This is a genomic window from Crateriforma spongiae (genome assembly GCF_012290005.1).
Classification (GTDB): Bacteria; Planctomycetota; Planctomycetia; order Pirellulales; family Pirellulaceae; genus Crateriforma; species Crateriforma spongiae.
Window position 1 is genome coordinate 87,149 of the sequence record NZ_JAAXMS010000007.1, and the last position, 12,988, is coordinate 100,136.

General features: G+C 56.4%; 8 protein-coding genes. 4 read left to right on the forward strand and 4 right to left on the reverse strand.

Annotated elements, in window-relative coordinates:
- Window positions 1-36: 36 nt before the first annotated feature.
- Together HFP54_RS18755 and HFP54_RS18760 are read left to right on the forward strand one after the other, a co-directional pair.
- Window positions 37-3,195 carry an error-prone DNA polymerase gene (locus HFP54_RS18755; RefSeq protein ID WP_168566360.1) on the forward strand — a complete coding sequence of 1,053 codons (3,159 nt, stop codon included), beginning with the start codon at window positions 37-39 and terminating at the stop codon, window positions 3,193-3,195.
- Window positions 3,196-3,369: 174 nt separating this feature from the next.
- Window positions 3,370-4,866: a DUF1080 domain-containing protein gene (locus tag HFP54_RS18760; RefSeq protein ID WP_168566361.1), complete on the forward strand. Its 1,497-nt coding sequence runs from the start codon at window positions 3,370-3,372 to the stop codon at window positions 4,864-4,866.
- Window positions 4,867-5,101: 235 nt separating this feature from the next.
- On the opposite strand, the gene HFP54_RS18765 is transcribed toward HFP54_RS18760, so the two are convergent.
- From HFP54_RS18765 to HFP54_RS18780, 4 genes are all read right to left on the reverse strand, one after another.
- Window positions 5,102-5,914: a hypothetical protein gene (locus HFP54_RS18765; protein ID WP_168566362.1), complete on the reverse strand. Its 813-nt coding sequence runs from the start codon at window positions 5,912-5,914 to the stop codon at window positions 5,102-5,104.
- The gene (locus HFP54_RS18770) at window positions 5,907-6,800 is read right to left on the reverse strand and encodes a DUF1559 family PulG-like putative transporter (RefSeq protein WP_168566363.1); all 894 of its coding nucleotides are present in this window, start codon (window positions 6,798-6,800) and stop codon (window positions 5,907-5,909) included. The genes HFP54_RS18765 and HFP54_RS18770 overlap by 8 nt, the downstream gene beginning before the upstream one ends.
- Window positions 6,784-8,547, reverse strand: a complete 1,764-nt coding sequence (locus tag HFP54_RS18775) for a hypothetical protein (RefSeq protein WP_168566364.1) — start codon at window positions 8,545-8,547, stop codon at window positions 6,784-6,786. Before HFP54_RS18775 ends, HFP54_RS18770 begins: the two co-directional genes overlap by 17 nt.
- 329 nt (window positions 8,548-8,876) lie before the next feature.
- The gene (locus tag HFP54_RS18780) at window positions 8,877-10,085 is read right to left on the reverse strand and encodes a sulfotransferase family protein (RefSeq protein ID WP_168566365.1); all 1,209 of its coding nucleotides are present in this window, start codon (window positions 10,083-10,085) and stop codon (window positions 8,877-8,879) included.
- Between the two features lie 225 nt (window positions 10,086-10,310).
- Here HFP54_RS18780 and HFP54_RS18785 point away from each other — a divergent pair, with 225 nt between their 5' ends.
- Together HFP54_RS18785 and HFP54_RS18790 are read left to right on the forward strand one after the other, a co-directional pair.
- Window positions 10,311-11,060, forward strand: a complete 750-nt coding sequence (locus HFP54_RS18785) for a hypothetical protein (protein WP_168566366.1) — start codon at window positions 10,311-10,313, stop codon at window positions 11,058-11,060.
- Window positions 11,061-11,764: 704 nt separating this feature from the next.
- Window positions 11,765-12,967, forward strand: a complete 1,203-nt coding sequence (locus tag HFP54_RS18790; RefSeq protein WP_168566367.1) for a hypothetical protein — start codon at window positions 11,765-11,767, stop codon at window positions 12,965-12,967.
- Window positions 12,968-12,988: the final 21 nt, after the last annotated feature.

Genomic DNA, 12,988 nt, shown 5'->3' on the forward strand with positions numbered 1-12,988 from the left:
GTGAATTCGGCCCACTGACCCGATTTCGTCGTTTCCATGTCGTACGTCGAACTGCACTGTCGCAGCAATTTTTCGTTCCTGCGGGCTGCATCCCATCCCGACGAATTGGTTCAACAGGCTGCGGAACTGGGGTACGCGGGGATCGCGATCACCGATCGTCATTCGATCGCCGGTGTCGTCCGCGGGTTTGCGCCGGCAAACGAATTGGGCATTCAGTACATCGTCGGCGCGGAATTGCATCCGGTCGATGCCCCGTCCATGGTGGTTTGGCCGACCGACCGGGCGGCCTATGGTCGATTGTGCCGTCTGCTGTCACGCGGAAGGATGCGATGCGAAAAAGGCCAGTGCAAGCTTCATTGGTCGGACATCGTCGAATTGAACGATGGTTTGTTGGCCGGCGTGTTGCCCGATGATCCGTCGTCCGTGTGGAACGACGATGAACGCTCCGGTGAAATCGCTGGTAACCGGTCGGGCATGACGCCACAAGCGATGGCACGACTGGGACGATTCATGCGGACCCACTTTCGCGACGTGTTTGGTGACCGTGGCTACTTGATGGCCGAACTGCATCAGGGCGTCGACGATGACTTGCGGTTACAAACGTTGGCCGATCTGGCATTGCGCTATGACGTTCCCTTGGTGGCATCGGGGGGTGTGGCCTATCACACACCCGATCGCATGTTGATGCACGACTGTGTCACGGCCATTCGGTTGGGAAAGACCATCGCCGAAATCCATGCGGATCGATACGCCAACAGCCAGCGACATTTGAAATCGCTGGCACGAATCCGACACCTGTACCGTGACCAATCGCGTGCGGTCAGTCGAACATTGGAAATCGCACAGCGTTGCCAGTTTCGCTTGAGTGAGTTGCGTTACGAGTATCCCGAGGAAATCGCACCGCCCGGGATGACGATGATCGAGCACCTGAAGCGGTTGACTTGGGAAGGCGCCAAACAACGATGGCCCGGCGGCGTGCCCGACAATGTACTGGCGTCGCTGAAGCACGAAATCCAGTTGATCGAAGAACTAAAATACGAAGCCTATTTTTTGACCGTCTGGGACATGGTGCGTTTCGCCCGCAGTCGGGGCATTCTGTGTCAGGGCCGCGGTTCGGCGGCCAACAGTTCGGTGTGCTATTGCCTGGGCATCACGGCGGTTGATCCCGGCCAAGGTGAACTGCTGTTCGAACGATTCATTTCACGTGAACGGAACGAAGCCCCCGACATCGACGTCGATTTCGAACACCAGCGACGCGAGGAGGTGCTGCAGTACTTGTACGAAAAGTACGGTCGCGATCGCGCGGGGATGACCGCCACGGTGACAACGTATCGCGGCAAAAGTGCGATTCGTGAAGTCGGTAAAGCTTTGGGGGCATCGGCCGACGCGATCGACACGTTGGCCAAGTTGGCCGGCAGTTATGACCGGAATCCTGATTTGCCCGATCGGTGTCGCCAGTCGGGGATTGACCCCGATTCGGAACTCGGGCGGCGTTGGATTCATCTGGTGATGACGCTGATCGGATTCCCCCGGCATCTGTCGCAACACGTCGGCGGGATGGTGATGACGGCGGGAAACCTGTGCGAATTGTGTGTGATCGAAAACGCGGCGATGCCGGGCCGGACGGTCATCCAGTGGGACAAAGACGACTTGGATGAACTGGGCATTTTGAAAGTGGATGTGCTTTCACTGGGAATGCTTTCGGCCATTCGGCGGGCATTTGAATTGGTTCACCAGCATCACGGTCGTGATTGGAATCTGGCCAATCTGCCACCGGATGATCCGGCGACGTATGACATGATCTGTCGTGCCGACACCGTCGGGGTCTTTCAGATCGAAAGCCGGGCACAAATGAGCATGCTGCCGCGACTGAAGCCCAAGTGTTATTACGACTTGGTCATCGAAGTGGCGATCGTGCGTCCGGGGCCGATCCAAGGCAATATGGTGCACCCGTTCTTACAGGCTCGTGAAAATCCCGATGCGGTGGTCTATCCCAACGATGCGATCCGGAAAGTATTGGAAAAGACCCTGGGGGTTCCGATCTTTCAAGAACAGGCGATGAAGTTGGCCGTCGTTGCGGCGGGATTCACGCCCGGCGAAGCCGACCAGTTGCGGCGGGCCATGGCGGCGTGGCGTCGTCCAGGAATCATCGACAAGTTTCGAATCAAGTTGCTCCAAGGCATGACCGCCAATGGCTTGACCGGTGAGTTTGCCGAACAAGTGTTTCGCCAAATCCGTGGCTTCGGCGAATACGGATTTCCCGAATCGCACGCGGCCAGTTTTGCACTGTTGGTGTATGCATCGGCGTACTTGAAGTGCCATTACCCCGCCGCTTTTTGTGCGGCCCTGTTGAACAGCCAACCGATGGGATTTTACGCACCCGCGCAACTGATCGCTGATGCGCGAAATCACGGCGTCACCGTGCGACCGCCCGATGTGAATCACAGCCAGATCGACGCGACGTTGGAAGACGCCGGGCAGACGGTGCGATTGGGCCTGCGTTCGGTTCGCGGCTTGGCGATCGATCATGCCGAACGTTTGATCCAGCGGCGTCCAAGAACCGGGTATCGGTCGATGGCCGATCTGACCCGCCAAGCCGGCGTCGGGCAAGCGGGCATCACTCGGTTGGCCGATGCCGATGCGTTGCAGTCCATCTGTGGGGATCGTCGTGCGGCACTTTGGCAATCGCTTGCCCAAGAACAACGACCCGATGCCACGCCGCTGTTCGCATCGGCTGATGACGATGAAGCGGTCCCCGAATCGGTGACACCGATGGGCGACCTGCAGGAAGTCTATGCCGATTACGAGACGACGGGGCTGAGTTTAAAAGGACACCCGATCGCGTTCGTCCGACGTGAACTGGATGCCCAACGTTGTGTTCGAAGTTGTGATCTGCCCCGATTGCGTGATGGGCGTCACGTCCGAGTGGCCGGTTTGGTATTGATGCGCCAGCGACCGGCGACCGCCAAAGGCATCACCTTTGTCACGATCGAAGATGAAACGGGACCGATCAACCTGGTGATGTTTGCCGATGTGTGGAAACGGGAGTTTCGGGTCGCCAAAGGCAGCAATGCATGGATGGTCGACGGAAAACTGGAAAACCGCCAAAACGTGATTCATGTCATCGTCGGCAATCTGACGGATCTGTCCGAAAAGGTCACCGGTTTGATTACAAAGTCACGTGACTTTCGCTGACCGCGTTGCCGCTGAAGTCTTAAGGCTATCAGGCCATGCATCGAAGGACATGTGTGCGACCGCTTGACGCACAGTGGCTTTGAAATGAACGGCGGCGAAGCTGGCGGTTATTCTTTGCCTGTGTCGTCGACCCTTGGGCGATCGCGTCAAGAATGACTCCACCGGAACAATCACGTGAATCTTCAACATTCATCGGTATTTCGACGTTGTCCGTTTCTTGGGCAAGGGATTGCAGCGTTCGCCGCGTGCGTCGTTGCGTTTGTCGCGGGCACGGCGTCGGCTGACGATTGGCGGGAATTGTTCGACGGCGTTTCGTTACAGGGATGGAAGGCCGCCGAAAATCCGCAGACTTGGCGGGTCGAAGATGATTGCCTGGTTGCTGATGGACCGCGGAGCCATTTGTTTTATGTCGGAAACGTCGGAAATCACGACTTTCAAAACTTCGAACTCATTGCCGAATATCGAACGCAAGTGGGGTGCAACTCTGGCATCTTCTTTCATACCGCATTTCAAGAGTCCGGATGGCCGAAGCGTGGGTACGAAGTCCAAATCAATGACACCTATGTGGCAAAGGGCAACTACCGCGAACTCAAGCGAACCGGCAGCCTGTACGGTGTTCGAAATGTCTACGATCGGTTTGCCGGCGACGGCGTCTGGAACCAATTAAGAGTCAAGGTGGCCGGCCGACGTATTCGAGTTTGGGTGAATGATGTGCCAACGGTCGACTACGTCGAACCAGACGATGCCCCGCGAGCAGAGTCGCGTTCGAAACGAGTTCTGTCACGGGGAACCGTTGCTTTGCAGGCCCACGATCCCGACAGCCGGATCGCCTTTCGCCGTGTCGCAATCCGCATGATTGGTGATGAGACATTTGATGACGCCACCGCCGGTCCAGTTGTCAGCGGGTATGGGGTGTCGTCCGAACAAATGGATCGTTTGGCGTCGGAGAACATCCCTGTCATCGACTATCACGTTCATTTGCGCGGTGGCATGACGGTGGACAAAGCCGTTCATCGGCGTTGTGTCACCGGCGTCAACGTGGGAGTGTTACGCAATCTTGGTGCGGGCTGGCCAATCGAAACTGACGAGCAACTCGAATCCTTTCTCGATTCCATCGGATCGAAGCCAGTGTTTGTGGGACTGCAGGTCAACGACCGCGATTGGATGGATCGTCATTCGCCGCAGCTACTCAATCGGCTCGATTTCATCTTGGCCGATACCATGATCATGCCCATGCCGACCGATGACAGCCCACCGGTCAATCTGTGGATACCCGAAGGTTATGACATCAAGGATCCGGATGCATGGATGGAACGCTACATGCGTCACAACCTAAAAGTTTTGTCCGAACCCGTGACGATCCTGGCCAATCCGACGTACCTGCCGCCGCCGGTGGAACACCTGTACGACGCATTGTGGACCGAGGAAAGGATGCGAACGATCATCGACGCGGCGATCGAGAACGAAGTGGCGCTGGAGATCAATGCCAGCAGCGGACTTCCCAGTGACCGGTTCATTCGGCTGGCAAAATCGATGGGGGCAAAATTCAGTTTCGGTACGAACAACTTTGATGATCAACCGATCGACATGGGACGCTTCGTCGAAGCGATCGAAAAGTTCGGTCTGACCAAAAATGATATGTACGTTGCCGATCAGCCGGGCGACGATTGATCCAACGCCGTCGACTTCTGGGATACCCGTTCTTTTGTGAACCCTTCTCTTGTTTGGGGCATGAATTGACGACAGCGATGGCGTCATTGACGCTCACTCGTCGAACCAAGTTCTCCATCGTGGATAATAGGGTCGGGTATCCGGTGACAAGCATTGTCCTCGTCGCACCCACGGCTATCGCTGTCGGATCAGATACCACGATACGACTCATGAATCGACAGTTCCCAGCATGCGTTCATTCGCTGGGTGTTTTTAGGTTTCGGTAAAGCCAGCCGAAACCGCCGACCATTGCTGCGCAAAACGCGATCCAATACCAAGGGAAGCGTCGGGGCGTCGCCGCGACTTGGCCCACTGGTAACCCTTCCGCGTCAACATGGACAGCGGACACGGTGGCCTTCAAGGGTGTCGTCGTCTGTCCGGTTGTCGCCCAGATATCAATTTGTCCGGATTTTCCAACCGGGCCTGCAGCCCTGCATAATTCTTTTGCCATCGCCCCGCCACTGGCACCAAAAAACGCATATTGTCCTTCGCCCAAATGGCGGATCTCCATCGCCGATGCACCCGATCGTGCAGGGAACTGTTGATAGGTTGATTCACCGTCGCGTTTGCTATTGACGAACATGATGATTTGACCGCCTGGTCGACGCACGTGGCCGATCGTCGTGATGTTCGCATCATCGCCAAAATGGATGCGGAAGAGGATTCCCACACCGCCGCCCCTGGGCGGCGTGTCCGCCTGGGTCAACGTGTAATTCAGACGGGCCGTGAAAACGCCATCCAACTTGAACCGGCTTTTGAAACCAGCCGTGTTCATCGGCTGGGCACCATCACCGCCGCGATAGTTGGTTTGCCAACCACCGCGATCCAGTTGGAAATGTTCCAATGCCGGATTGTATCGACGCATCCATGCCGGATCACCGAAACTTCCGGGGCCAAATTGATGCGTCAATTCCGTGGCATTGACGGGTTGGGGAGGCATGATGATTGCCCCCAACCAGACACAGGCACTGACCGTCGTGATGATGATGTTTGCTGATCGCCTATTCATTTGATTGTTCCGTTTCGCGACCGGCTGGACTTAGCAGTCCTCGCAACACCAACCAATCGATTTGTCGTGAGACAAGATCTGCTGAACCGTCCAGCCGTGCAAACACGGCGCCGCCCGGATGTGACGAACCCCAGTTGTGTTTGTATTCAATTTCGGGCTGATCGGGCTGGATCAGCACGCCGTCCCGCACCGTTCCACGGCTTCCGCCGGTAAAAATCGGCTCGTCCCAATACCAACTGGTCTCCGTTTGCACCAAAGGATCAAACGCTTTTTCACCGAAAGCGATGGTCTGACTCAAGCCGTCAATGATGTGCGCCGGTCGCAATGCTTCGGGATAATTCAGCATAATCATCCCATTGCCGGCATAATCGGTTTTCGCCCAAGCGCGACCGCCGGCATCGTATTCCCCGTTTTCATCATCGACCGGCGGCAGCGGTTCGCCTCGCGACCGACTGGGACAACGAAACAGCGGTCCCGCGTTTTCGACACGGATGCTTTGATGTGATTCCACTTGCTCCACCATGGGCAAAATCGCATAGGCCCAACTGCCGGTCTGTTTTGTGGGATGCGCAAACGGTATCCCAACGCCCCACCAAAACCGTTGATCGATCTGTCGATCGAAGGTTCCGACCCTGACCATTTCACCGTCGGTATTCTTGATGCGGCTTTCGCCATCGTCGCCACCGTTACCCGGCAGGTATTTCATCCGGTCGATGTGCATTTGAATCCCCAATCCCAACTGTCGGGATTGGCTGAGGCATTGCGCGCGTCTTGCCGCCTCGCGCGCCGATTGCGTCGCCGGTGCCAGCAACGATATCAGAACGGTCACGATCGAAATCACCACCAACAATTCGATCAGGGTAAAACCACTACGGCGATACATCATGGCTCATTTCCTTATGCTTCGGCACCGCGACAAGGAAGCGTCCTGCGGTGTCGCGCTGGCGAAAGGCTTCGGGGTGATTCTGGATCCACTCGGGGACCAGTGCATAGGTTTTGGTCCAGTGGCGGTCTTCGTGAAAGGTCACAATGATATCCGGCTGCCACTGGTGAATTTCCTGTTGGACTGCATCAAGCGTTGGCATGTACAGTGGCCGGACCACATCCCGCTGCCGGTACGAACCCAGCAGTGAATAATAACGGTAAAAACATGCCATGATCCGCGGTTCGGATTCGTCCACCATGGCGGCGTCGATCGTACTTTGCCAAGTCGGACGAGTGTCTCGCGCCGAATAGAAGGACTCATATTGACGGTGCCAGGTCAGCGAAGCGTACGCAACGCCCACGAAAACAAGCCCGGCACAGGCGATCCCTGCGGTGCGCATGTGACGCGACAGCCAGCCCTTCGATTCACAAGCAATGAAGTAAATTAGGGCGATGTCGACGGTTGCCAACGGCCAAAAGAACCATGCTTCGCCCGCGTCCCGGGCAATCGACTTCATCTCGATCCTGAACATCGTCGGCCACGCCGTCAGTCCCATGGCCACCGTCGCATGAAGAATGACGTCCACACCGACCAAGACGGCCACCACGATGCCCAGGAATTGCCCCAGTCGACCGCGATGCCATGCGACAGTGGCAAAGCATAATACGGTCGCGATCGCCGCCAGCGCGAAACCGAAGCGGACGCTGTGGTAACGCATCGCCAGCATGTTCTGCGTGCCAAAAACCGTTTCAATCACGTTGGGCGTCATGACATAGACGCACGTCGAACCCAGCGTCAGCCATGCCAGGAAAACCAGATAGTTTTGCTTCGGCTTTGACCACCAGTAATACAGTCCGATCGGGATCGAAACGCAAACGCCGGTCATCGTCGCCAGCCATGTCGATGGACCGTCCTGTTCAGCCCAGGCCCAAGACAGCTTGCGGAAAATCTCCGCGTCGCCACCACGCATCAAGGTGCTGAATCGATTTCCCGGCCTCATCGCATCCCATTGATCCGCCATCCCCAAGGCTTTGAAACCTTTTGGAAACAATGGTGTGCCTTCCAGCAGCCAGTTGCGACCGTACCACACCCCCGCCAACAAAACGATCGCAGTCACGCAACACGTCAGCCAAGTCGCGGTCGATTTCCATCCGCCGGTCCGCAGTGCAAAGGCGGCAACGACGCCGACGACCACCAACGCATAACCGATCGCGTAGTATTTGATCCCGAACAACAAACCGATCGACATCGCCGCCAGGTACGGTAACCGTTGTCGATCGTCGGCCAACCAACGCCATGCGAAACAAGCCGCGGAAACAAGCAAGGTGGCGACGGCCAGGTCGTTCTCTTGGCTGATCAACTGTCGACTGACCACCGATGTGGCCGACACTGAAAAACAGGCCGCCAATCGCATCACGGCGGGGACTCGTGCGTCGATCAAGGCTTCGTTGACCACACACAACAGCAACAAAGCGACAAAAAGATTGGTCAATCCGGCAAAGAAATCCCCGCTATAACCGGCGACCCAAAAATAGGTGACCAATTCGTTGTTGCCCGGAACATACCAGAACGCACAACGTTGATTGAATAAGTCGGCGGTCTGGATCCAGTGATCCACGATGGGCAGGTGATAGGCCAATGAATCCCAGTCGACCGGATACCTGGAAACGCCATACATCAACACGTGGGCGATCATCGATGAAACCATCAACGCCGATCCCAACCGCACGGCCCTTTGACGACCGGACTTGCTGAATATTCGCATGCCTGTCGGCCGCCCATTGCGCGTCGGCGGGAACCACCGTCGAAAAGCGAAACCGATCACAGCCAACGAAAGCTGAAACACCCAAGGGTGAAACATTCCCAAAAAGCCCGAAAACGATGCCACCAAGACCACGCACGACCAGACCACCACCAACGTCGCGGCGAACCGAGACGTCAGTCTGTCGGGAACTTGCAACGCGGCAAATCGGTGGCTGCCGGACACCAGCAGCCCGACCGACACCGCCCAAAGCACCGTCCAAGATAGATCCCAAACTACGACGAACATGCCTGCGATACTGATCGATTGATCAGCGCTGAACGATTGAAGATGCCTCGGCCGTCTCTCAAGCGGTAAGCCATTTCGGAACACCACACAGCCGGCGGCAGGCCAATCAACGAACGAGCCAGTGAAGCATTGGCGGCAATCAGGTCGGTCATCGAACACCCACCGCCGTTGGTCGCTACACGATCGTATCCGATTCGATCCATGGTTTGTCCGCAAACACGCTCCACCGGCTCCGCGATGGCGGCACGATTTCGCCGCCAAGCGGACACCCGGGCAAGGTCGGGCGGATTCAATGCCGTCTGCTTCCAGGCCCGTTCGCGTTCGGGAAAGCAAGAGGCATCGTGGACGCTAGGCCGCTGAAGCGTCGAAAGAATCGATTCGTCCGCCGACAAACCCAAGAATGTCAGTGCATCGGCAAGTTCCTGTTCGGGACGCGTGACCAACCGTTCGAAACGCACCCAGCAAATACGTCGTGGCCAACGTTCGGCCGCGTCCAACAAGCGACGCTGTGTTCGGTCCCAAAGCAATGCCGCACCTCGCACGCTGGTTCGCAGCCACGGAACGCCCGTCAGGCTTAACGCCACATCCCGTGGATCACGCACGACGAATATCCAACGGCTATCGGGAAAGACTTCATCGATCCAGTCCAGACGGTACGAGTACTCAGGAGTCTTGTCGCCCAACAAACATTGCCGCTGCGGCGCGTGCCCGACATCGGTCGTCGACACGCGGTTCCGATCGATTCCGTGACTTGGATAAAGTCGATGCAAGTAGGCATAGATCTCATCAACTCGGCGATCGCCACGCAGCATGTCGGCGGGAAAGGCGACCGAACAATCCGATTCAATCCGTCGAAGCGTCTTTCGTCGGACCCATCGGGGGCAACCGTGATATAAGAAAAACAGCTTCAGCTCCGGAGGCACCCAAGCATGCGGGTGTCGGTTCAACAACACCTGCAGGAAAGTGGTTCCGGATCGCGGGCAACCGACGACGAAGAATGGAAACTGGCTGGACATCTGGGAAAAAGGTACGCGGGATTCTTCGCCCAGCAAGTTAAAAGAAATCCGACTCCGGCCGGTCTTCACCGAAACGTCCGTTTTTTTCCAAACGCCCGGTTCTTTTCCAGCCGCCTCGCTGAGCAAGACCTCCTTGAACGCATCGCGACTGATCCTAGCGACCCGGACCGAGCGCATCATACGCCAACCGTGTGACGCAGAATCGACGGACACGTGTCAGCGGCAAACCGAGGTTTTTTTGACCGCCTTCCCCGGTGGGTGTACAGTTACTGGCTTCCAATTCAGGCAACCGATCCACCGTCTGTCGCGTTGGCAGGGGTGCAGGGGTGCAGGGGTGCAGGGGTGATGCAAAAACTGGAGCCACAAGCGGGGCAGCTGGCCAAAATCGACCGACTGGCCATTCAATTGGCCGAAAGCGACGATTTGGCGGAAGTCGCGGAGATCCGAGACAAGTGCGCGTTTCTTCAGGACATGGCGAAAACCGTCTTCAGAAACCTAGACGCCCAGAACCGCGCCGCGGCCAGCAAGCTGCGAGCCGAGCGGAAGGCCGGCAAGATGCTTGCCGCGATGCGACTTCGTGGGGGCGACCGCCGATCAAGTGGTCACGGCGACCGTTTGAAATTGCACGATCTAGGGATTTCTCATAACGATTCCAAACGCTGGCAAAAACGCGCTTCCATCCCGGATGAATGGTTCGAAGCCTATTTGGCGACCGCGGAGAAGCTCGGTGAAGAGATCTCGGCAAGCGGTTTGGAACGAACGGCCAGAAAAGCCGAAAGGGCAACCCGGTCCGAGGAGGGTTCGTCCGTGTCGGCCAACGATGGCTGTGCGAAAGAGGCCAGAGATGGCCCCGCAAATGAAAATACCAACCGCCCGGATGATCGTTCTGAAGTAAAAAGCCCTGCCCGCGACGAGGAAGTTTCAGAGCCGAGCCCCAGCGGCGTCGCGCTCCTCGGGCACGCGGATGAAATACTTGGCAATGCAAAGGGTCACTGCGACACCTTGGCTCGTCTGGTTTCTCCGTTGGCACAAGACCCGGACGCAGAATTGTTACCCGCCACGCGGCGAGGGTTGGTCCGTTATGTCGACGAATTGCAGCGGACGCTCAACGAATTATTGAACCTATCCGAATCAAAAAATGAATGCAGATCATAACGGGATGCTGTTGGTGTTTCCTATCGATCCAGCCTGGCATTGGGCAGCAGCCAGGTTATGCACGGCAGGGCTTTCCGTCAGATGCACGATGGTCAACCGCATCGATTGGCGTGCGGGGCCTGCCAGGCGTTCACCCTGCTTTCTCAAAAACGCAAGTCTCGGGGATTCACGAGATCGGCGGGGATGCTCTGGTGAACGGTTCACTTGAACCCAATCGTACTTTTGGGACGGAGATTTTTGGGTTCCAGGAATTGACGGGCGAACGATCTGGCCCTGTACGAAGTCCGATGCGGCGTTGGCGCAAGCTCTTCCGAAAATGGTCAGAGTTGACCGGTTTCCGATTCTGCGAAAGAAAATGTCTTGAATCTTCGAAGTTTTGACACTTCTCTTGTGGGAAAAGCCTTCGGGGACCTTAAGTTTGCGTTCGTAGTTTCGGTGCCGCAATCTGGAACTTCAGCTATACAAAATTGCGGGTAAGTACAAAGACACGAGGGCCAGTTTGGCCCGCCGGCGCGTTGCCGTTTCAAAGTTTTTGTCGACGCGTGTGTTCAGGCATGGTTTTTCCATTGTTTTCGTCGTCAATCCGCACTGCAAGTTGATGTTGGTCTATTCGTGAGTGATTCGCAAATTGCAGGTCTGGCACCCTGCATCGTGAGGCTCAGTCAATTTCCTTGTGCCTTCATGGTTTTTCGGAGGCCCTTGGCGTGTTGATTTGTATTGCGAAATCGCCAGCTGTGACAAGAAACGACAATTGCCTGGATCGTGTTGATATGTTGAATAAGCAACGCCCGAGAATGGTCGACCGCAATCGTAAGGTGGCTGGCACCATCGCGTTGGCCTTCTTTTCCTACGCAGTTGGGACTGTCAGAGGCGAGGGGATCAATCTGACTCAGGCCGAAGCTGCGACTCAGGAGAAATTTGAAAAGGTCAACCGCCAGTTTCAGGTTTCCTATGTGGTGACGCAGAAATTTGTTGGCGAAGCAGAGAGATTTGCACCGGCTCACGTTGGTAGCAACGGCACTATGGAGCGTCTCGCTTTGAAATGGTCTGCCGTTCACGCATGGGATCGGCCATCAAAAAAGTACTATCATCAATTGGGAGCAGGTGCCTCCGCGGATGTTCCCTTCGCGAAGCCCGACGGACGTCGTAGTTTGATGTCCGATGGAGAATTGGCGTATCGTCTAACAGGGGCTGGCGATGGGATTCACGCCACTCGCGACATTGATTCGACCTTGAACGATCCCACCCGCGTTGGCTCCGATGATCTTTATCGGGAACTGTTGGGGATGGTGTCGGTTCGGGACGGCTTTGGTGTCAAATTGCGGGACCCGGCTCTTGAAAAGTATGTTTCGCTTCTTGACATTCTCCATGAAGGGTCATACGCCGCGACCTGGGTGACACGGCGTGACGAACGCATGCTCAGGCTTGCTGATGAGGGTCGAGATGAAATATTCCTCGATCCGGCTCGAAATTTTGCTCTGGTCGAACGGGCGCATTATTGGAAAACCTTTCCGGGTGAGGTGCGAACCTCGCTCATTGTTGAGTCGTTCGAAGAAGTCGAGCCGAAGATTTGGATGCCAGTTCGTGTGAAACTTGAATACTTCTCGCAGCCTCCAAGTTCCGCACCGGTCGTCGAAGCGATCTTGGTTGCTTCGAAGATTAGCCTAACTCCCGATCCCATGTACTTTCGACTTCCTATCGAGAACGCCCCGGGCATCATCGATGAGGACCGAGGGATCGCCGTCGATATGGCTGATTTGGAAGGCAAGAGCGTTCGCGAGTTCCTCGACTCTCAGCCGCTGGCGGAAGGGTCGCGAGGTTTTTTCAGTGCACCTGTTCTTTTCGTGGTGCTCAGCAGTTTTCTGTTGGTCGCCTTTCTGATCTTTCGCAGGAGAAGGGTTTTGTGACGGAGACGATGTACGTGAGCG